Origin of the sequence: Devosia polycyclovorans (genome assembly GCF_042181575.1) — a bacterium.
GTDB classification, from domain to species: Bacteria; Pseudomonadota; Alphaproteobacteria; order Rhizobiales; family Devosiaceae; genus Devosia; species Devosia polycyclovorans.
The window spans coordinates 885,565-902,662 of record NZ_CP170082.1 but is presented as its reverse complement, the minus strand read 5'-3'; the positions used below and the strand labels follow the sequence as shown (position 1 = coordinate 902,662).

The following is a 17,098-nucleotide window of genomic DNA, read 5'->3' as shown; positions in this document are numbered from 1 at the left end:
CTGGGATATTCAGAAGGGAATATCCCTCGGAAAAAGCGAAGCGATCAGAGGGTGTTATAGAGGGTGGAACACTCGGGACGGTCTGCCGTGACACATATGGCCAGTTTCAGCCCCCAGACCCCAATGGACACACCCCACACCCCGTCCCCCATACTATACGCGAGCGGGCACAGTCCCGACCCTCCCAAATTCGGCGCAAAGCGTTGATTTTGCTATTGTAATCAGCTTGGGACTTTTGCATTCACCATCCCGCAAATCTCCCAAACCTCTATCGCGCCGCGTGAGCGGCGGGAGGTTTGGGACTGCCTTTTCTCTTGTCTGAGGGGGTGCGGGGGCGCAGGCGCAGGGGCGGCGAATCGTCCCTGCGGGGCTCTATGGGCGAAGGGTCAGCCCATCATCTCGCTGATATGCTTGAGGCGAATGCCCAGATATTGGACGGTGTTCGAGGTGGTCTTGCGCTGCCCCAGCTCGGCCATGCAGCGCCCGAAGGCCGCCATGGTCATGCCAGGCCCGTTCTGCTTGGCCAGCCATTGCTCAAAATCGCGGTAGAGCACCGAGGCTTGCACGCGGCTGGATCGATCCTCGGCCGTGCGCTCGGCCAGCCATTGCCGCACGAAATCAATCCCTTGCAGTGCCCCGCCGCGCATGGGTGGCGGCTCCTCCAGGCCAGTGGGCAGGCCGAGAACGCTCCACAACGCCTGCGCCGCTTTGCGCCCGGCGGTCAATCGAGCCTCGCGCACCAGCTGGACTTTGGCCCCGATCGCCTCCCAGTCGAAGGTCTCGGCGGGGTCCGGGGTATAGCGGCCGGTCTTGCGGATCTGCGGCAGCAGCTCGGCCGTCACCCATTTGCGGAAGCGATGCGCCGGCGAGCCGGGCGTGGTGGCCTGGCGGGAGCGCAGGATCAGGGTGTAGAGCCCGCCTTCGGAGACCACCACCATATCACGATGCTGCTCATAGCTGCTCCCTGTTGAAGAGGGATCAGGTCGGGCAGGGGTACGGATTGAACCCGTACCCTTTTCATCATCATCGAGTGGCTCAACTGCTTGCGAGGCGTCTCCCACGCCGAGAATGGCACACACATCCTTGGCAACAAACCAGGGCTCGCCTTCGCGCAGCACCACGCGCACGGCATGGCTTTGCGCATCATCCTCGAACACGAAATTCTGTAGACTTGTCATGCGTCACTCCTTTCCACGTCCAGTTCAAGACAGATGCTGTCCAGCATGTGGTTGAAGGCCTGCGCCTCTTCCGCCTTGGCCTTGGTGATCGCGCGCGATCCCGGCCGGAATTCGCGGCGCAGCGTGCGCAGCCGCACCGTGGTCCAGCGCCATTGCTGCATGGCGGCCATCAGCGGTGCCGATATGGTCAGCGGGTCGGGAAGCGGCGCGGGGGCTGGTGCGGCAACGGTGGGCAGCGCCACCAAAGGCGCGGCGGCGAGGCCGGAGAGAACAGTACGTCGGGAAAGGGACAATTCACCCATGGCGGGTCTCCACTGGTTCGATTGAACCCGGCGACCCCCTGTCAATTGGGCGGCCGGGCGACAACGGGTTGACAGACCGGCCCAGTGGAACCGGCAGGCCCGAAGGCCTCCCATTGCGCCCGACCATAACAAAACCGCGCCCGGCGAACGGGTCGCGGCGCGGTTTGGGCGCCACTGGACAAACGAGCTGTCAATCTCGGCTCCGGTCTCCCGAAGCGAGATCAACATGCGCTCATTTGCCCGAATTTTCAAGTGCGCCATCATCAATACCCCGGATCGTCCCTGTGACGTTTGGGGGGGCCGTCGGCCGTCGTGCCGGCCAGGTCGTCGCGCAGGCGAATGTCGACATAATAGTAGAAATTGGACCTGGTCTTCTGGAAGCCCAGGTCATTGAGCCGGTCGCCAAAGCTGCGATTGCTGGCGGCCTTGAGCTGGTTGATCTCGCACCAGCGCAGATACGCCTTGTAGAGATCGCCCGCCTGCACCTTGGCCTTTTCGGTGGGGTCGACCTTCTCGATCGCCACCTCGGCAAACACGCCGACATTGTCGCGCTCCTGCCGGTAGTCCTGGGCGAAGGCCTTGGCCTCATTGGGCGTGAAATAGTCCAGCCCGTGGGTGAGGTAGAGCAAGGCGCCCTCGATCAGCCAGTTGAGCACGCCCGATCGCTCGGCGTCGAGCCGCGCCGCCAGTTCGGTCGGCGCCATGCGCTCGCCTTCCGGAATCGTCACGCCCCAGATGATGAACAGGAAGCGCCGCCAGATGCCCTCGTCAGTCCCCGAGATGGCAGGCTTGTTATTGCCCGACAGCATGGGCGTGAACTGCGGCATGAACTCGAAGAAATCCTTGTTGAGGAACCGCGCGAGGATCTTCGTGCCACCCGTGAGCGCCTTGATCAGCTCTTCGCGCAGCGGCGTGTTCTTGGGCAATTCCTCGATCGTCACCAGGCGGGCGTTGTGCAGCCGGGCGATGTCGGGATTGGCCTGCTGGCCCCCGCGCTGCCCGTCCCCGGTGATGGTTTCTGGCGAGGCAATCTGCCGATAGCTGCCACCGAGGCGGCCGATCAGCTCGAAAAATGCGCTCTTGCCGTTGGCGCCCTTGCCATAGTGATAGAACAGCCGCTGCTCGTCATTGCCACCAAACAGCAACGCCACGGCCGTCGACACCTGGATAAAGGTGCGCCAGCGCAACTCGGGCTGCACCTTGGCCATGAAGGTCTCATGGAAGAAAGGCGCCTCGGCCTCGGCGTGATACTCGACCTCGGCCATTTTCGTGATGAGATCGGCCCGGTTATGCTCGCGGAATTCGAAGCGGCCGATCTTGCGCACACCGCCCTCTGGCTGATCCGGGTCGATCTCGCGCCAGAAGCGCAGCGTGCCATTGGCGACGTTGAACAGGTAGTGGTCAGCATCGAGCTGCTCGATCGGCAGCGCTTGGAGCGACTGGGCCTGTTCCAGCATGGCCTTGGTCCGGGTGATGTTCCCCGATGACACGGCAAAGCTCAGCCGAGAGGATCTCCGCTTGCTCAATGCCGTCATGATTTCGGTTGCGGTCTTGATGACCCGCTCCTCGGCCGCGCTCAGATCGTCCTTCTTGCGCAGCAATTCCTTGGAGCGATCGAGAATGGCCTTCTGCTTGTCACTGGCCTCGAGCTCGACGGCCTCGAGCTTGATCTTGTCCACTACCATCTGGGCGAGCAGACGCACCTCGAGGTCCGCCTCGTCGCGCGCCCAGTGGGTTCCGCGCCAGTAAAGCCAGCCCAGGCCGGTCACATAGCGCAGGTTCTCACCGAACCATGCGACCAGGCGGCGGCCATTGTCGCGATCGTTCTGGTCCAGCGCAGCACACCAGCGGATGATGATGCGTTCGGCTTCGGCCAGGTCATCATTGCTGCCAAAATCCTCCGGGCCGTCCAGCACATCGGAATCGTCCGGCCCCGGATCGTCGCTTTCCGGCTTGGGAGATGTCTCAGCCTTCGTCCTGCGGCCGCGCTTGGGCTTTTCCGCCCGCGGTTCGCCGGGGCCAGAGCCACTTTTGTCCGCCTTGCCGCCATCGACCACGGTGAGCGTCACCTTGGTCTGCTTTTTGGCAGCCTTCTTGACCGGATTTTCGTCGTCGGGTGTATCAGTCATCGCGGTTGGCCTGGGCCAGAGCCTGGGGGCGAGAGGCTCACCCGCACCAGGTCATTGAGGTCCTTCCCGTCGCCGATCGGTTCGACAAAGCGAACCTCGAGCGAGGGCAATTCTGGGTTCTCAGCGCGGGCAGCCTCGCGCAGCGCCAGGGCGCGCCGCAGGCCGCGTGTCACCTTCTCCACCGTCTTGGTCTCCGGCTCGTCGCTGTCGCAGAGATAGATCAGCTCGGTGCACCAGTCGGGCGGCACGAAACTGTCGCGATCATCGAGGTTCGGCTGATCCTCATGGCGCTTGCCATCCGTGCCGAGCAAAGCCCGGCCGGCCATGTTGCCCAGGTCCACCCCGGCCCAATAGGCTGTGCCCGGCTCGAAATTGTGCCGAAGCATGGTGAGCGTGGTCTCGATGCCTTCACCCATGACGATGCGGGTGGCGCCACGAGGCTGGAACAGCTTGATGGCGCCGCCCTTCTTGCTGCCGCGCACCTTCTTTGCCGGCAGCGCCAGCGGCGCGCCATCCTTGTCGGTCTTGACCGGGTGGACCAGCTGCACCTTGCCATTGGGCTGGCTGAGATCGATCCAGGTCTGGTGCACGGCGCCGAATGAACCATCAGCCAGCACCACGGCCGCCACCATGCAGGGGCCGGTGTGGATGGTCGGATAGCTCTTGCGGCCATTCTCGCCTTCGACCTCGACGACATAGGGGTGCGCCGCGATTTCGCGGATGAGAACCTTGTCGAGGCGCACGCCGATTCCGCGCAGCGCGAGATAGTCGGCGACGCCGCCGCAACCCTCCGGGCCCGGCTCAGCCGTGCGCTCCCAGATGGAAAGGCCCTCATTGATGGCGCGCAGCCGGCGCTTTTCTTCCTCGGCCGCGCGCTCCTGCTCGCGCCGTTCGGCTTCCTGGTGAATGCGCGCCTGTTCCTCGGCCGAGATCGGATCGGCCACGGTGCGGCCGGTAATCAGCTCGCAGGCCTTCACAAACTTGACGTTCTCGGTCTTCATCACCAGGTCGATGACACCGCCCCCGGCGAGGCCGCACTGCCGGCAGTTGAAGGTGTTCTTGGTCGTGTGGATGGCGAAGCGATCCGTGCCGCCGCAATTGGGGCAAGGCCCGGCCTTGTCGGTCCCCGGCCCGAGCTTCCAGCCCTTGAACGTCGCCCAGCTCCAGCAGGTGACGGCCTCGGCCTCTTCCTTGAGGGTCTGCAGTTCGAGGGGCAGGCTCATGGCTCCCTCGCCTCGTCGATCAGATCATGCCACCTGTCGAAGCCGCGAGACTTGCCTGCGGCCCGGTCAAGGTCGAAAGCCACGCCTAGCCGCTTCTGTGCTTGACTGAGGCATGCTTCGACGTCGGCGATTTCGCGCTCAAGCTCCGCCCGATTGGTCCGACCGGTGTCCGGATCGACCTCGTCTAGCCCTTGAATGATGCATCGGACCGCGCGGCCAGCCAGCTCGTTGCATTCTTCGGCGAGCTTGCCGAGCACTGCGAGCCGATGCCGATCCTGCTCCGGCAGCCACGGCGAGATTTGCCCCTCGCTCATGTGCGCACCTCTGCCCGGGGCTTGGGGCCCCTTTTATTCAACATGCGCTGCAAGGTCCGGCGATGAACGCCCATGCGGCGAGCGGCACGGCTGACACAGCCATCCTCTTCATCGAGCACGGCGCGGACATAGTGGAACTGCATTTCGCTGGGCGACGTATCGAGCCGGATCAGCGCCAGGCGCAGCTCGTCGTGATGGGATTGAGGGACGCTCAATTGATCGCCTCCGATGTCAGAGGGCGCGTATCGTCCGCGCAATCATGGCGGCCATTCCAGGCGGCGATTGCCAGTGCTGGTGTCGTATGGCCGGGATAGTCGCCATGTTGAGCCCCACAGGGACACGCGACAAAGTAGAAGTCTGTCTGGTCCCAGCCTTCCTCGAGCGCATCCTGTTCCGTGAATTCACATTCAACGATTTCCGCCTCGAGGCCGCCGCAGAAGGGACAGTGGGCGAGCAATTCTGTGCTGGTCATGCTGACACCTCGGCTTCGTGCAGGATCTCTGCCGCTCGGCGCAGGTCCTTGGCCATGGCATCAAAATGCCGCCAGTAGTCGCAAGGGAACGCCCGCGGATACTTCGCATTGCCGCGATAGCTGTACCGGTCGCGCATCCGCTCGGCGTTTTCGGCATGCCGGATCAGCCGGCCAGGTAAGGCCTCAGCCATCGGTGCGCCTGTACTTCGCCAGTCGTTTCCGCGCCTGTTCGCGGGTTTCACCGGGGATCACCCGGCGCGCGTCACGAGCCTCGGGCGTGTCGACAAACGGCCGCGGCGCCATCTGCTCCAATTGCCGTCGCAGCCGCCGCTGGCGCAGCCAGTTTCGAACCAGGCCGATCATTCCGCCGCCGCCTGCACGAGAGCCGCGTCCGACCCAGGGCCGTCATAGCTGACATTGCGAAGCGCGATCGGCAGCCAGCCATGTTCCACCGCAAGCTTGGCAGTAGTTGCGGCCATATCTCCCTTTCTGCCGTCCTTTATGGTCTCGCCGGTAATTTCCTTGAAGGCCGCCGCGATGAGGGGCTTCTTGACGCCATCGAAATAGACAGCGGCGTCGAATTCCGGAAACGCCCGCGGCTCGACCACATCTACCAGTTGCGCCACAAGCGTCCGCCGGCCAGCCTCGGGGCTCGACGAATATTTCAGCTTCTGGTCGAGGAAGCTGTCTCGCACGTCGAGCGCATTGGCGAACATGCGGGCGATCGATGCCAGCAGTTCCTCGTCTGGCATCTCGTCGAAGTAGCGGAAGGCCTCCAGAAGTTCCTGCTTGCCGTCTCGCGAGGCATCCGTTGCATGGCCAACGCTGAGATGCGCCGGCAAAGTCCCGCCACCCTGCCCGACGGCAAAGCACGCTGCCAGCAGTGGCAATGCCAGGTCAGGATCGGCCGCAACTTCTGTGCGGATGGAATCGGAAAGCGCGCTCGAGAGATATTCAGAGAGCGTCGGACCCACAGCAGCAGGGTCTTCAGGCGGGAGCGCTGCCTTGGCGGTCGACGCCTTGGCGGCCTTGCGCGGTTCGCCAATACCAAACATGGCCCGACCATCTTCGGGAAAATAGACGACGCCGTAGTCGCCGCGCTTTTCGGCCGGATAGACGGGCTGGTTCCGCGCCTCGATTACGTCCTGTTCCGCAACGAGCGCCGCGACTCTTGGATCATCTTCCATGGCGCCGCCGTCACCGAGCTCATCAAGCGCACGCTCGATCGCTTCCAACCGCGCAGCGTCTTCGGCAGCGGGGGGAACATGCTCTGGATAGAGCCGATCGCGGTCCCAGAGGTCCGGCACGTCTCCCGCAGGTTTGGCCCAGCCCCATCCCTCGGCGAGCCACACGCCAATCTGGTCGGCCCATTTCGCCTCGACCAACTGGGTGATGATCTCGCGGCTGGTCCAGTAGGCATGGCTTTCGAAGAGATCGGCGACGACTTCGCCGCCGGCAGCGAGGTAAGCGTCCTTGCCGATCAGCTTGGCCAGTCCGCTGTCGCTGCGCAGGTAGTTGTCGGTGATTTCCCGTCGCACACTATAGGCATAGAGAGAACGCGAAGCCTTGAGTGCCTTGAAAACCTCGATCTGCCGGCTCGGCTCAGCAACGGTGAAAGCCTGAGCAGTATCGAAATTGATCTCGCCGGCATCAAGCGCGTCCAGGACTTGCGGATGCAAGGCTGCGAGCTTTAGCCGCTGTTGCACCCGCGTGGTCGGCACGCCGAAACGCAGGGCAATCCCCTTGGCATCAAGCCCATCCTCGAAGAGTCGACCATAGGCTCGCACTTCATCGACCGGCGACACCGGCACGCGCTCGACATTCTCGACGATGCTGAGCTCATGCGCCCGGGCGTCGTCGATCATGTCGACAATGACAGGAACGGGATAATCGCCATCGATCTTGCCATCGGACTGCAACGCCTGCAGGGCCATCAGTCGACGATTGCCGGCGACAACCTCATAAAAGGCGTCATCGACGATGCGCACCCGCAGCGACTGGACCACCCCATGCGCCAGGATCGACGCCTTGAGTTCGTCCAGGGCGCTGTCGCGACCGGTACGGCGGGCATTGACGGAATCTCCGGCTCGCAATTCGTGTAACGCAATGGTCTTGCTGACCGCTTGTGGAGCGGCTGCAGCTTTGGACTTGGCCATCACACAGCCTCCCCAAAATAGATGATGTTTGTGGAGAGCCCCTTGTTGTAGAGCTCGGTGATTGTGCGGGCGAGAACGGTGTCCGCCGAGCCACCAGACAGTTTGCGGAAGGCCTCGGCATGTGCCGTCAGCTCTACAAAGCTCTTTGGAGCAAGCACCTTGACCAGCCTGTCATGGTCGATCCTTTCGCTAGCGCGAAAGATCCGCGCCAGCGCGGTGATCAGACTGCCACGCAGCGACTTGGCATCCTTTGGCCAGGCGGCCCGAATGGTCTTGAGAGCATCAACCGTGGCACTCTCCCCATATCGAGTGATCGAGCGGCCGACCGCTGTAACGGCCATAGTATGCCCAGGACGATACTCGCCATGGGCCGCACAGACCTCACAGTCGGCCTGGTCGAGAACGGACTTGATCCGGAGCGTCTGCGGATCCTCGGAGGCAAGACCTGCCCAATAGATCTCGATGGTCGACACGGCCCGGCGAGCCCGGTTGATGACGAGAAAATTCTCGGCCTCACCAGGCGTACCCTCCAATTGCAGGATCATCGCCGGCACATGGGTGACACTCGGGTGGAGCTGCGCTGCCTTCACCCGATGCTGCCCGTCAGTGACATTGAAGCGGCCATCGGCTTTTTCCGACAGAACGACAGCGCCAAAGTGATCCCAGCGAAAAGCCGCAAGTATTTTCTCGACACTTCGACCATCGACGTCGCGCTGATAATTGTGGTCGACGTCGATCAGCGCCACGTCGACCCAGTCCAGTTTCGGCCTCTGGCCGACATCCATGCGGATTTCACTCATTGGTTGAGCCTCCAACAATCCGGTAGCCCCTGCCCCAGACGGTCCCGATCTCGAGGCCGAGGGGCTTCAGCTTCTTTCGGGCCTTGCAAATGAAGACATCGACGATCTTTATTTCCCGGTCGTCGAAACCGAGTCCGCTGGTCGCGGCCAGCAACTGCTCTTTGGACAGGGTGCGGGGCCTGGCAGACCAGAGCGCCTCAAACAGCGCATGCTCTGCATTGGTCAGAACAGCGGCATGACCGTTTCCGACAACAATTCCCGCTTCGAGATCGACGCGGATTTCGCTGCCTGGTCGCAGTGCGCCGCCACAGGTGGGACAGGTACAACTCACGGCGCTACACCTTCCCTTGCGAGGGAGCGCGCGACAGAGACCAGCCGTGCGATTTCTGACTCCGGAACGTGCAGTAACTCTGCGATGTCGGCTGTCGAAAAAACTCGACTGCGCCAAAGCACAAGTGTGGCGGTTGCTGCGGATCGGGACAGCCCCCCCCCCCCCCCCCCAACTGCCATGCGGGTTTCGATGGTTTTCACCGTTCACCCTCCCCGTTGCGCACCAGGCGATAACCCTTTCCTTGGCGTGGGCGCTCGATAAGAAAATCAGGGCCGAGCTTCTTTCGGATGCGATTGATGTGAGTCGGGATCAGCGTTTCACTGGTAAAGCGCTTTCCGAGCCCGTTGACGGCCAAGTCATTGGCTGTATGGAACTCGCCATCCTCCAAGATCGCATAGAGTTTCTTCTCCGCCCGGGTCAGCTCACCGCTCATCGGTTCACCTCCAGCGGCACGAAGCGGCGATTGTGAAAATCCGGCCCGCCATCGACATGGACGGTCAGCCGCTTGAATTGCGCGATCGCTTCCTCGAGCTGCTGCACCTGGCCAGCGTCATAATCGGCGATGACCAGCCCGCCATCGGTCTCGACCAGCAGGCGATGATCGCCGGAGGGGTCGAGTTGAGCGCGCGGATGGATCAGCGGCGAATGATATTGCGGGGCGCGCCTCATAACTGTCCCCGATGCTTGTTCGCCTCGGCCACGGCCGCACGTTGCCGGTCCCGACTGGAAAGCTTCATGCGGCGTGCACGACCCTTGATCACGTTGGCAGTCAGGCCGGTTTCAGCTTCCAGCTCGGCCAATGGCCGATTGGCGGCATAGCCATCGCGGATGATGGCATCCTGCTCTTCGCGGGCAAGAAGGGGGTGAGGGGCGGACTGTGTCCCGTGTTGCAGGCCTCCAATGTCCCCTTCGCCAGCGTTAGCATCGGGGAGAGGTTGACCGCCGGAGGCCTCGCGAGCCGTGCCGGACCCCTCTGGGGTATTCTCGTCCGGAGCCTCATAGCCCCATCGCACCCAGCCCTCGCGCGCCTGGCGCGCATTGAGCTCGATCTTGGGCAGCGTCGGGAAATAGGCTTCGATGATTTCATAAAACTTTTCGGGCTTCGCCGAATGTTCGCCGACGGGAGCGTCGATCACCGAGGGAAACTGATCGCCCATCGCCGGCGCCGGGATCTTGCCGCGCGTGCCGATGAGCAGCAGCTCGTGCCTGTTGCGGAACCAGTAGCCGGTCCCGATCCGGTCCTTGTTCCAAACCAGGTGCGACTTGTAGGTAAAGCCCCAGGCCTTGAGGACCTCAATGCCCTCAAGCAACATCGGCACCGTGACCCAGAGCCAGCAAATGCTGTCATCGGCGGCGAGCGAGCCGACATCGCGGCGCTTGATCGTCTCAAGGTCCGAAGTCGGATAGTGATTGTCAGCAGCCCGGTCCATTCCGGTTTCGTCGGAGTAGGCTTTGAACTTCCATTCCGGATCGGCATAGATCACGCCGAATTTGGCGACTGGAAGGGCGATTTGTTTCTTTCCCAGCTCGGCCTCGCGTTGCGCCCGTGCGGCCTTCTTGCCAGCCGCCGAGACGTCCCTGGCCGTGTTGATGACAACCGCATCGCTGGAAAGGATCCTGTCGCGCGCCTGGGAGACGACAACCTCAAAACCCTCATCATCCAGCGCCGCTGCCTTCTGGGCGCGGCTGGAGAGCTTCTTGTCGACGCCCACCTCGGCGAGCGTGAAGGGCGTATTGTCGAAAACCGGTTCATCACCGGTACCGGTTTCCGGTTCGCTCAGATTGCTGTTGGTTGGCCGCCCGCCTTTGCTGAGCAGGCCTTCATCCTTGGCTGCGCGCAGCATGATGCCCAACTTGCGTTCGGCCCGGGCGACGATCTCGGCCGCGTCGGCCTGCAGCTTCCGGTCCTTGGCGATGCGCGCATAGGCCTCGGCCTTTTGTGCAGCACTGTGGATTTGCGTGACTTCGTCGAACTTGACGGCAGCGGCCAGGGCTTCCTTGGCATGTTCATAGACGGCGAGCTGGGTCATGCCATCTCTCCCGCCAGGTCGAGATGATGGGTGAACAGCGCGACGTCGTTCGGCTGCTCGACCACAGGCGCAAAGCACCTGATGCTGAAACTTGCTTCGGCGAATTCTGCAAAGCCGAGGAACACACCGCTCGGCCGCTCCAGCACCTCGGCGATGACGAACACGTCGCCAAAGGCCGGGAAGTCAGGCGCAGGTCTGTCACTGTGTCCGACCGGCACCCAGCTGCCGTTTTCGGCGATGCACATGCATTTTGCGCCGATGCGCGCCCAGCTGCTCATTCCGCAACCTCCGCTTCTGCCTGCACCTGCAGGCGCAGGGCCAGCAATTTGACGATGGCGTCGTCGATATCCTTCTCGATGCGCTGCACGTCGCTGGGCGACAGCACGCCGTCGCTCAGCCCATCGGCGAGCGAGACAAAGACTTCGCTGGTTTCTTTCAGGGCGCCGGCCGTCACCGTGCCCAGCGCCGTGCCCGAGCGGGTGACGCGCGGCTCCGGCACCAGGACATGCCCGGCCATCTTGGCCAGGGCGCGGGTCAGCACCGGCTGGCCGCATTCGCTTTCGAGATCCGCGATGACATCGGCGGGCATGAAGCGCTCGCCATCATCGGGCTGGGCCGATCCATAGCGGCCGATATTCTGATGCCCGCCCCGCGTCACGGCCGAGGCGGCAACGGCGCCGCCGGCATGGCTGATCAACTGGCGCGTGGCGGCCTTGAGCGCGGCATAGTCATTGGCTGGGAGCTGACGGCCGATCATGGCGCAGCCCTCCCCACCGGCGCGCCGTGACAGGCTTCGCGCTCCGCGCGAGTAATGGGCGCATGAACAGACGCTTTCCCAACTATCGCCCCAGCACCTCCCTTCGCCAGGCCATCGAGGCCTTGCGGGAAGTGAAAGAGCGCCGGGCTGCCAGCAATCGGCCCGACTGCGAACCGATCGAGGGAGGAGAAAGCAGCCCGGCCAGTCAGGAGGCCCCCGACGCAATGCCCCTTACGCCGGGGCGAGAGGGCGTCGATACCGGTGAGGGCTTGGGGGACAAGTCCAATACCGACGCACTCGCGTCCAGGCGCATTCACAGGAAGGGCTGAAACGGTCATGACCGCACCGCCTTGCGCACGGCGATCTTGTCATAGGTCAGCCTTACCTTTGCTCCGGCGACTTGCGCCAGGTCAGTCTGGCGGATGCCGGCACCACGCATATGGCGCAGCGCGTCGGACAGAGCCGCACGGTCGGATTTGGACATCGGCCGAGCGCGGGTCATGGGGTGACCTCTTCGACCGCCGTCGGACGGCTCACTCCTGCCGGCCAATCAACTTGGCTGGGCCAGTTGCCAGCGAACCACTCCATGGCACGCTCGAACCTACCCGTCGTCACGTCAGCCCCACCCCTAAGCCGGGCCAGGACTTTTCCGTCATTGAAAACCATCGTCGAGATGCGAGACTCGCTCAGGCTGGTGCTTGCCGCGAAGGTCTCAGAGACAGTGAGCAGTTGGGCTTTGAGCGTCATCATGCACAAATGGGTACTGTATATTTACCGCACTCGTCAACGGTAAATATACAGCTCTTGTTTTCCATTGTGTGCGGTTAGATTACCGCAATGACAGAAACTCTCCCTGACAGGGTCCAGACGAAACTTACGGAACTCCAAAAGACCGCTCGAGGCGCATCCCTTGAGGCCGGCCTAAGCGAAGCTTTCGTGCTGAACATTCTTCGCGGAAAATCTAAATCCCCAAGAGGCGAAAACCTGGCACGCCTCGCGTCTGTGCTGGGCGTGTCAGAGGCATGGCTTCTTCATGGTGGGGAAGGCGCGTTCAAGGCAGAGATCCTGCCGGGTCGCAGCCTAGTGACAGATGATCGGAGCCTACCGGTCTATCCGGCCGCCATGGGCGGAGAGGGTCATGTCGTAATTACATTTGACCCGATCGACTATGTGAAGCGACCAACCATCCTTGAACATGTCCGGGATGGGTATGGGGTCTATATCGTAGGGGAATCGATGATCCCCGCATACAAACCAGGGGAGACCGCTCTCGTGCACCCCCGGCTCCCTCCAGCTAGGGACACTGACGTGGTACTTTTTCACACCCCGCCCCACGCGGAGGCGGAGTGTATGATCAAGCAACTCAATGGCTTTAACGACGAAACATGGCACCTGGAACAATTCCGGCCCGCCAAGACCTTCAACGTCTATAGGCAGGAATGGCCCATCTGCCACCGAGTTGTAGGCAAGTACAACCGACGCTAGTACGGTATGTAAGCCGCGTCTGCGATGTGTTCCGGCACTTCACCATGGACGGCGAGGAACCGCGGCTCGGAATAGTCGTCGAATGCATCGACCTCTCTGACAAACGCCACCACTCCGCACCTGCTCTTCGCCAGGACCTCAGCCTTCCGCAGCGCCGCTGCCTCGTCTTTGACCACGACAGGCTGGTCCTCCAATAGCGCGCCACGCTGGCCTTTCCTATAACCCTGCACTCCGTAGTAGGTGGGCATGAACCTTCTCCTTGCTTTCGCCTAACCCTTTCTCATCGTGACTCCGAAAATAAGAACATAGCAAGAACGAAATGATTCCAATTTGACGTTGTGGATAAGCGCAATCGCCAAGCAAGAGCCTTTGCGGTAAATTTATCGCGCACTATTGACGCGGTATTTTTATCGCATCATTATCGCCCCAGTTTCACCACTGGAGGGCGCAATGCCACGCACCGAACCAACCACCGGCGCCATGTTCGCCGACCTCACGGCCATGATGGCCGAGCCGCCGCGCTCCGTCGCCAAGCGGATAGCCGATGTCTATGTCGACGATGCCGAGGCCGGGCGGGTCACCACCAAGGACGATCTCAATCGGCTGGGCTTTACTGCAGCCGACATCGAGGCCCATGCGGGCAACGCCTCGACCATCGCCGCTGCCCGCCTGAAAAAGCGCGAGGACCGCGACATCCACGCCAGCCCGGTCAAGTCGCTGGCCGAGGTCGAGCGCGATATCGCCGACATCATCGTCGACAACCTGCCCGATACAAAGTTCCTGATTGCCGACTGCCAGGCGCGCGGCATTTCCAAGCAGCAGCTCGACCTGCTCTTCCACCGCGCCCGGGCCCGCGCCGCCCTCACCTTCTGCCATGCAGACCCCAAGGGAGCGCACTGATGGGCACCTATGCTGTCTATCTCGACCCGATCGCCGAGCGCCGCCTGCTGCGCATCGCCGGCGAAACCGGCCGCAAGATCGAGGATCTGATCGCCAGCGCGGCCGAGGAAGGGGCTCTTGGCTATTTCCGTCACCGATCGGACGATCCCGGTCGCCCGCCGCAACGCCGCGAGGTGGCGTGATGGCGCCCCGCACCAAAAAGCGCAGCCGCTCCGGCGCCCACACCGTCTGCCCGCACTGCAAAAAGCAACTGCGTGGCGATAAGGGCCTCAAGGCGCATGTTGCCCAGGAGCACGCCAATGCTTGAGCGCGCCGCCGACTTCCTCAATTCCGACGCTGGCCAGCTCTGCGCCGGCGTCCTGGCCCTTGCCGCACTGATGATGGGAATACGCTGATGAACGTCATGCTCCCCAGCCGCTCGCCGTTCTGGAAGGCCATGCCATCCGGGCTCGCTTTCGACTTTGTCGATCCGCGTCCGGACATGGTCAGCCTCGACGACATCGTCCACAGTCTCAGCCGCACCAATCGCTGGGGCGGCAATGTCGAACCGGTCACCTATACCGTGGCCCAGCACAGCCTGCTCACGGCCTTGGCCTGCAAGCTGCCGCAGTCCCGCGTCTATGCCCTGTTGCACGACGCGGCAGAGGCCTATATCGGCGATATCCCAACGCCGCTGAAACTCTGGATTGCCGATGCCGGCGCCGACATCATGGCGCTTGAAAAGACCATCCTGTTCCAGGCGATCTTTCCCGCCTTTGGCCTGCCCAAGCCAAACTCGGCCATCTTCGCCGATGTGCACAACGCCGATCAGATCGCCCTGGCAACGGAATATCGCGACATCGTCAAGGGCCGGCATCCCGACTTCACGCCCAAGGCCCCGCCGCTCTCCACCCGGGTCAAGTTCATCGCCACCCCCAAGGTGGAAGAACAATTCCGCCTCGCCCTCGAGGGCGCCTTGCGGCGGTTTGGGAAGGGGGCCGCGTGATGTCAGAGAAACTTGGTTCGGACATCGCTGTTCGACGCCTTAAGGACGGCAAGTTTCTCTACGCGCGCCGAGGCGTCATGCTGGAGAGTGAGACGCCCAAGTTCATCTCGACCGTTGATCGGGCGATGATGGCAGTGCGCATCGACATGGGTCTTTCCCTATCGGATGTCGAGTTTGTCACCCGCGCAAGCCTGCGGGAGAAACGTCAATGACCGCGCTGCCTCCCGATTTCTTCTTTGGCGCCCTTCTGGTCGTCGCCGGTGTCGTGGGCGCCGTCATCCAGCATTGGAAGGGCGGGCACTGACGCCATGCCCAGGCCCGCAACCACCAGCTCCCCCAGATTGACAGCAAAGCCACCTGCGCCGCAGCATGATGCCGCGCGGGCTGCCCTGCTCGCTTTTGTGGAGGCCTTGGCGGAACAGCAGGCCATTGAGGACCATCTGGCGGAGACCGGACAGGATGAAGTCTATGACCCGCGCCGCGATCTACGCCCGCTTTAGCTCCGATCTGCAGAACGAACGATCCTGCGAAGACCAGATCGCCTGGTGCGAGGCCTGGGCCGAACGCCAGGGACTGTTTGTTGTCGCCAGCTTTGCCGACGAGGCAGTCTCCGGGGCGAGCGCACTTAACCGGCCGCGCCTCAATGGCATGTTGCGCATGGCCCGCGAAAAGCGCTTCGACGTTCTGGTCTGCGAGGACCTCGATCGCCTTGCGCGCAAGCAGGCCGATCTGCACAGGATCCGCGACGAACTCACCTTCCTTGGCGTCAGGATCATGACCGTCAGCGACGGCACGGTCACCGCCATGCATGCGGGTCTCAAGGGCCTCATGTCCGAGATATTCCTGACCGAGCTGGGCAACAAGACGCGCCGCGGCCTCTCGGCCCGGGTCGCCGCCGGCGCTTCGGGTGGCGGCCTGTCCTATGGCTATCGGGCGGTACCGGGCAAGCCTGGCCAACACGAAGTTCACGAGCGCGAGGCCAGCGTCGTGCGCCGCATCTTCGCCGACTATGTCGCCGGGCAGACCCCTCGCCAGATCGCTGCCGCGCTCAACGCCGAGGGCGTGCCCGGGCCGCGCGGAGGCAAATGGAATTCATCGACGCTCAATGGCTCCAAGTCGCGGGCCAATGGCATCCTGCAGAACCGCCTCTATATCGGGGAAATCGTCTGGAACCGGCAACGCTTCGTCAAAGATCCCGCAACCGGTAAGCGCGTCTCTCGGCTCAATCCGGAATCGGAATGGCAGACGAGCGAAGCGCCTCACCTGGTCATCGTCGATCGTACCGTGTTCGGCATGGCTTTGGCCCGCAAGGCCGAGCGCACGGTGGCGCATGGGCCGGTCGCGGCAAAGCCCCGCCATTTTCTGTCCGGCCTTACCAAGTGTGGCTGCTGTGGCGCCAGCTACACCGTCATGGGCAATGACCGCATCGGCTGCGCCGGCCATCGCGAACGCGGCGACTGCGACAACAATCGCACCATCACGCGCGTTCATGTCGAAGAGCGGGTGCTCGAGGCGCTCGACACCTATCTGGCCGATCCGGACATGATCGCTGCCTACCTCGCGCGCTATCACGCCAAACGGCGCGAACTGGCCGCGACCAAGACGAGCCAGCGCAAGTCACTGAGCCAACGGCTGGCAGATCTCGACAAGCAGATTGACGGCCTTGTCGACCTGGTTGTGGCTGGGCGCGTTACCGATGCCCTGCTCGATCGCCTGCGCGGCCTCGAGGCCGAGCGGCAGCAACTGCGCGAACAGGCCGCCTGCCTGGATGGAGACGACGAACCTGTCGTCCTGCATCCGGCTGCCGCCGATCGCTACCGCCAGCTCATCACCGAGCTGCGCAGCCACCTCAATGGCATCCGCGAGGGACAGCCCCGCGACACCATCTTCGAAGCCCTGCGCGCCATGATCGACAAGGTCATCATCACACCCAAAGGCCCGCGCCAGCCCGTGGACATCGAAGTCCATGGCCTGCTTGCCCAATTGCTGGTCCGGAAAAAGGAAACACCCCTAAATGCAGCTGCATTTAGGGGTGC

Annotated in this window: 27 protein-coding genes and 1 pseudogene; 8 read left to right on the top strand and 20 right to left on the bottom strand. The window is 62.8% G+C overall.

The annotated features are described in order from the left end of the window. Positions 1-386 precede the first annotated feature (386 nt). The 17 genes from ACE4RL_RS04665 to ACE4RL_RS04585 all read right to left on the bottom strand — a co-directional run bounded on the left by ACE4RL_RS04665 (position 387) and on the right by ACE4RL_RS04585 (position 11,692). Positions 387-1,178, bottom strand: a complete 792-nt coding sequence (locus ACE4RL_RS04665; RefSeq protein WP_375599357.1) for a BRO family protein — start codon at positions 1,176-1,178, stop codon at positions 387-389. Continuing rightward, positions 1,175-1,480 carry a hypothetical protein gene (locus ACE4RL_RS04660; protein ID WP_375599356.1) on the bottom strand — a complete coding sequence of 102 codons (306 nt, stop codon included), beginning with the start codon at positions 1,478-1,480 and terminating at the stop codon, positions 1,175-1,177. The genes ACE4RL_RS04665 and ACE4RL_RS04660 overlap by 4 nt, the downstream gene beginning before the upstream one ends. A gap of 263 nt (positions 1,481-1,743) precedes the next feature. Beyond that, positions 1,744-3,609 (bottom strand): phage/plasmid primase, P4 family, encoded by a 1,866-nt coding sequence (locus ACE4RL_RS04655; RefSeq protein WP_375599355.1) that lies wholly within the window; start codon positions 3,607-3,609, stop codon positions 1,744-1,746. Then, complete coding sequence (locus ACE4RL_RS04650; protein ID WP_375599354.1) at positions 3,606-4,832, bottom strand: primase-helicase zinc-binding domain-containing protein; 1,227 nt, start codon at positions 4,830-4,832, stop codon at positions 3,606-3,608. The genes ACE4RL_RS04655 and ACE4RL_RS04650 overlap by 4 nt, the downstream gene beginning before the upstream one ends. Beyond that, positions 4,829-5,146 carry a hypothetical protein gene (locus ACE4RL_RS04645; RefSeq protein ID WP_375599353.1) on the bottom strand — a complete coding sequence of 106 codons (318 nt, stop codon included), beginning with the start codon at positions 5,144-5,146 and terminating at the stop codon, positions 4,829-4,831. The genes ACE4RL_RS04650 and ACE4RL_RS04645 overlap by 4 nt, the downstream gene beginning before the upstream one ends. Then, positions 5,143-5,361 carry a helix-turn-helix domain-containing protein gene (locus tag ACE4RL_RS04640; protein WP_375599352.1) on the bottom strand — a complete coding sequence of 73 codons (219 nt, stop codon included), beginning with the start codon at positions 5,359-5,361 and terminating at the stop codon, positions 5,143-5,145. Before ACE4RL_RS04640 ends, ACE4RL_RS04645 begins: the two co-directional genes overlap by 4 nt. Next, a complete protein-coding gene (locus ACE4RL_RS04635) occupies positions 5,358-5,618 on the bottom strand; it encodes a hypothetical protein (RefSeq protein ID WP_375599351.1) in 261 nt (86 codons plus the stop codon). Before ACE4RL_RS04635 ends, ACE4RL_RS04640 begins: the two co-directional genes overlap by 4 nt. Beyond that, the gene (locus tag ACE4RL_RS04630; protein ID WP_375599350.1) at positions 5,615-5,809 is read right to left on the bottom strand and encodes a hypothetical protein; all 195 of its coding nucleotides are present in this window, start codon (positions 5,807-5,809) and stop codon (positions 5,615-5,617) included. Before ACE4RL_RS04630 ends, ACE4RL_RS04635 begins: the two co-directional genes overlap by 4 nt. Further along, on the bottom strand, positions 5,802-5,981 hold the full coding sequence (locus ACE4RL_RS04625; protein ID WP_375599349.1) for a hypothetical protein: 180 nt from the start codon (positions 5,979-5,981) through the stop codon (positions 5,802-5,804). The genes ACE4RL_RS04630 and ACE4RL_RS04625 overlap by 8 nt, the downstream gene beginning before the upstream one ends. Further along, complete coding sequence (locus ACE4RL_RS04620) at positions 5,978-7,774, bottom strand: ParB/RepB/Spo0J family partition protein (RefSeq protein WP_375599348.1); 1,797 nt, start codon at positions 7,772-7,774, stop codon at positions 5,978-5,980. The genes ACE4RL_RS04625 and ACE4RL_RS04620 overlap by 4 nt, the downstream gene beginning before the upstream one ends. After that, positions 7,774-8,574, bottom strand: a complete 801-nt coding sequence (locus ACE4RL_RS04615; protein WP_375599347.1) for a DUF6551 family protein — start codon at positions 8,572-8,574, stop codon at positions 7,774-7,776. The genes ACE4RL_RS04620 and ACE4RL_RS04615 overlap by 1 nt, the downstream gene beginning before the upstream one ends. Further along, on the bottom strand, positions 8,567-8,905 hold the full coding sequence (locus ACE4RL_RS04610) for a winged helix-turn-helix domain-containing protein (RefSeq protein WP_375599346.1): 339 nt from the start codon (positions 8,903-8,905) through the stop codon (positions 8,567-8,569). The genes ACE4RL_RS04615 and ACE4RL_RS04610 overlap by 8 nt, the downstream gene beginning before the upstream one ends. Positions 8,906-9,101: 196 nt before the next feature. Then, entirely contained in the window at positions 9,102-9,338 is a 237-nt protein-coding gene (locus tag ACE4RL_RS04605) for a helix-turn-helix domain-containing protein (RefSeq protein WP_375599345.1), read from the bottom strand. Beyond that, positions 9,335-9,574, bottom strand: coding sequence for a hypothetical protein (locus ACE4RL_RS04600; protein ID WP_375599344.1), 240 nt, complete (start codon positions 9,572-9,574; stop codon positions 9,335-9,337). The genes ACE4RL_RS04605 and ACE4RL_RS04600 overlap by 4 nt, the downstream gene beginning before the upstream one ends. Continuing rightward, on the bottom strand, positions 9,571-10,935 hold the full coding sequence (locus tag ACE4RL_RS04595) for an MT-A70 family methyltransferase (protein WP_375599343.1): 1,365 nt from the start codon (positions 10,933-10,935) through the stop codon (positions 9,571-9,573). Before ACE4RL_RS04595 ends, ACE4RL_RS04600 begins: the two co-directional genes overlap by 4 nt. Then, positions 10,932-11,213 carry a hypothetical protein gene (locus ACE4RL_RS04590; protein ID WP_375599342.1) on the bottom strand — a complete coding sequence of 94 codons (282 nt, stop codon included), beginning with the start codon at positions 11,211-11,213 and terminating at the stop codon, positions 10,932-10,934. Before ACE4RL_RS04590 ends, ACE4RL_RS04595 begins: the two co-directional genes overlap by 4 nt. Beyond that, a complete protein-coding gene (locus tag ACE4RL_RS04585) occupies positions 11,210-11,692 on the bottom strand; it encodes a phage regulatory CII family protein (protein ID WP_375599341.1) in 483 nt (160 codons plus the stop codon). The genes ACE4RL_RS04590 and ACE4RL_RS04585 overlap by 4 nt, the downstream gene beginning before the upstream one ends. Positions 11,693-11,754: 62 nt before the next feature. Here ACE4RL_RS04585 and ACE4RL_RS04580 point away from each other — a divergent pair, with 62 nt between their 5' ends. After that, positions 11,755-12,021 carry a hypothetical protein gene (locus tag ACE4RL_RS04580; RefSeq protein ID WP_375599340.1) on the top strand — a complete coding sequence of 89 codons (267 nt, stop codon included), beginning with the start codon at positions 11,755-11,757 and terminating at the stop codon, positions 12,019-12,021. 5 nt (positions 12,022-12,026) lie between these two features. On the opposite strand, the gene ACE4RL_RS04575 is transcribed toward ACE4RL_RS04580, so the two are convergent. Next, the gene (locus ACE4RL_RS04575; RefSeq protein ID WP_375599339.1) at positions 12,027-12,194 is read right to left on the bottom strand and encodes a hypothetical protein; all 168 of its coding nucleotides are present in this window, start codon (positions 12,192-12,194) and stop codon (positions 12,027-12,029) included. A gap of 335 nt (positions 12,195-12,529) precedes the next feature. Here ACE4RL_RS04575 and ACE4RL_RS04570 point away from each other — a divergent pair, with 335 nt between their 5' ends. Then, a complete protein-coding gene (locus ACE4RL_RS04570) occupies positions 12,530-13,177 on the top strand; it encodes a S24 family peptidase (RefSeq protein ID WP_375599338.1) in 648 nt (215 codons plus the stop codon). Here the strand turns inward: ACE4RL_RS04570 and ACE4RL_RS04565 are convergent. Further along, entirely contained in the window at positions 13,174-13,425 is a 252-nt protein-coding gene (locus ACE4RL_RS04565; RefSeq protein ID WP_375599337.1) for a hypothetical protein, read from the bottom strand. The two genes, ACE4RL_RS04570 and ACE4RL_RS04565, sit on opposite strands and share 4 nt — an antisense overlap. 202 nt (positions 13,426-13,627) lie before the next feature. Between ACE4RL_RS04565 and ACE4RL_RS04560 the strand changes: the two genes are divergently transcribed. The 6 genes and pseudogenes from ACE4RL_RS04560 to ACE4RL_RS04535 form a co-directional block, all read left to right on the top strand. Further along, complete coding sequence (locus ACE4RL_RS04560; protein WP_375599336.1) at positions 13,628-14,077, top strand: hypothetical protein; 450 nt, start codon at positions 13,628-13,630, stop codon at positions 14,075-14,077. Then, positions 14,077-14,259, top strand: coding sequence for a hypothetical protein (locus ACE4RL_RS04555; RefSeq protein ID WP_375599335.1), 183 nt, complete (start codon positions 14,077-14,079; stop codon positions 14,257-14,259). Before ACE4RL_RS04560 ends, ACE4RL_RS04555 begins: the two co-directional genes overlap by 1 nt. Before the next feature lie 212 nt (positions 14,260-14,471). Beyond that, on the top strand, positions 14,472-15,062 hold the full coding sequence (locus tag ACE4RL_RS04550; protein WP_375599334.1) for a hypothetical protein: 591 nt from the start codon (positions 14,472-14,474) through the stop codon (positions 15,060-15,062). Continuing rightward, positions 15,062-15,274 carry a hypothetical protein gene (locus ACE4RL_RS04545; RefSeq protein ID WP_375599333.1) on the top strand — a complete coding sequence of 71 codons (213 nt, stop codon included), beginning with the start codon at positions 15,062-15,064 and terminating at the stop codon, positions 15,272-15,274. The genes ACE4RL_RS04550 and ACE4RL_RS04545 overlap by 1 nt, the downstream gene beginning before the upstream one ends. A 96-nt stretch (positions 15,275-15,370) precedes the next feature. Next, a complete protein-coding gene (locus ACE4RL_RS04540; protein ID WP_375599332.1) occupies positions 15,371-15,562 on the top strand; it encodes a hypothetical protein in 192 nt (63 codons plus the stop codon). Beyond that, positions 15,522-16,520, top strand: a pseudogene (locus ACE4RL_RS04535) (recombinase family protein); the annotation flags it as partial. The gene ACE4RL_RS04540 and the pseudogene ACE4RL_RS04535, both read left to right, overlap by 41 nt. 159 nt (positions 16,521-16,679) lie before the next feature. On the opposite strand, the gene ACE4RL_RS04530 reads toward ACE4RL_RS04535, so the two are convergent. After that, positions 16,680-17,045, bottom strand: a complete 366-nt coding sequence (locus ACE4RL_RS04530) for a hypothetical protein (RefSeq protein WP_375599331.1) — start codon at positions 17,043-17,045, stop codon at positions 16,680-16,682. Between the last annotated feature and the right edge of the window lie 53 nt (positions 17,046-17,098).

Bases quoted from the DNA above. Each gene is read 5' to 3' on its own strand.
- ACE4RL_RS04665 (WP_375599357.1), bottom strand. From the start codon at position 1,178: ATGACAAGTCTACAGAATTTCGTGTTCGAGGATGATGCGCAAAGCCAT.
- ACE4RL_RS04660 (WP_375599356.1), bottom strand. From the start codon at position 1,480: ATGGGTGAATTGTCCCTTTCCCGACGTACTGTTCTCTCCGGCCTCGCC.
- ACE4RL_RS04655 (WP_375599355.1), bottom strand. From the start codon at position 3,609: ATGACTGATACACCCGACGACGAAAATCCGGTCAAGAAGGCTGCCAAA.
- ACE4RL_RS04650 (WP_375599354.1), bottom strand. From the start codon at position 4,832: ATGAGCCTGCCCCTCGAACTGCAGACCCTCAAGGAAGAGGCCGAGGCC.
- ACE4RL_RS04645 (WP_375599353.1), bottom strand. From the start codon at position 5,146: ATGAGCGAGGGGCAAATCTCGCCGTGGCTGCCGGAGCAGGATCGGCAT.
- ACE4RL_RS04635 (WP_375599351.1), bottom strand. From the start codon at position 5,618: ATGACCAGCACAGAATTGCTCGCCCACTGTCCCTTCTGCGGCGGCCTC.
- ACE4RL_RS04630 (WP_375599350.1), bottom strand. From the start codon at position 5,809: ATGGCTGAGGCCTTACCTGGCCGGCTGATCCGGCATGCCGAAAACGCC.
- ACE4RL_RS04625 (WP_375599349.1), bottom strand. From the start codon at position 5,981: ATGATCGGCCTGGTTCGAAACTGGCTGCGCCAGCGGCGGCTGCGACGG.
- ACE4RL_RS04620 (WP_375599348.1), bottom strand. From the start codon at position 7,774: ATGGCCAAGTCCAAAGCTGCAGCCGCTCCACAAGCGGTCAGCAAGACC.
- ACE4RL_RS04615 (WP_375599347.1), bottom strand. From the start codon at position 8,574: ATGAGTGAAATCCGCATGGATGTCGGCCAGAGGCCGAAACTGGACTGG.
- ACE4RL_RS04605 (WP_375599345.1), bottom strand. From the start codon at position 9,338: ATGAGCGGTGAGCTGACCCGGGCGGAGAAGAAACTCTATGCGATCTTG.
- ACE4RL_RS04600 (WP_375599344.1), bottom strand. From the start codon at position 9,574: ATGAGGCGCGCCCCGCAATATCATTCGCCGCTGATCCATCCGCGCGCT.
- ACE4RL_RS04595 (WP_375599343.1), bottom strand. From the start codon at position 10,935: ATGACCCAGCTCGCCGTCTATGAACATGCCAAGGAAGCCCTGGCCGCT.
- ACE4RL_RS04590 (WP_375599342.1), bottom strand. From the start codon at position 11,213: ATGAGCAGCTGGGCGCGCATCGGCGCAAAATGCATGTGCATCGCCGAA.
- ACE4RL_RS04585 (WP_375599341.1), bottom strand. From the start codon at position 11,692: ATGATCGGCCGTCAGCTCCCAGCCAATGACTATGCCGCGCTCAAGGCC.
- ACE4RL_RS04580 (WP_375599340.1), top strand. From the start codon at position 11,755: ATGAACAGACGCTTTCCCAACTATCGCCCCAGCACCTCCCTTCGCCAG.
- ACE4RL_RS04575 (WP_375599339.1), bottom strand. From the start codon at position 12,194: ATGACCCGCGCTCGGCCGATGTCCAAATCCGACCGTGCGGCTCTGTCC.
- ACE4RL_RS04570 (WP_375599338.1), top strand. From the start codon at position 12,530: ATGACAGAAACTCTCCCTGACAGGGTCCAGACGAAACTTACGGAACTC.
- ACE4RL_RS04565 (WP_375599337.1), bottom strand. From the start codon at position 13,425: ATGCCCACCTACTACGGAGTGCAGGGTTATAGGAAAGGCCAGCGTGGC.
- ACE4RL_RS04560 (WP_375599336.1), top strand. From the start codon at position 13,628: ATGCCACGCACCGAACCAACCACCGGCGCCATGTTCGCCGACCTCACG.
- ACE4RL_RS04555 (WP_375599335.1), top strand. From the start codon at position 14,077: ATGGGCACCTATGCTGTCTATCTCGACCCGATCGCCGAGCGCCGCCTG.
- ACE4RL_RS04550 (WP_375599334.1), top strand. From the start codon at position 14,472: ATGAACGTCATGCTCCCCAGCCGCTCGCCGTTCTGGAAGGCCATGCCA.
- ACE4RL_RS04545 (WP_375599333.1), top strand. From the start codon at position 15,062: ATGTCAGAGAAACTTGGTTCGGACATCGCTGTTCGACGCCTTAAGGAC.
- ACE4RL_RS04540 (WP_375599332.1), top strand. From the start codon at position 15,371: ATGCCCAGGCCCGCAACCACCAGCTCCCCCAGATTGACAGCAAAGCCA.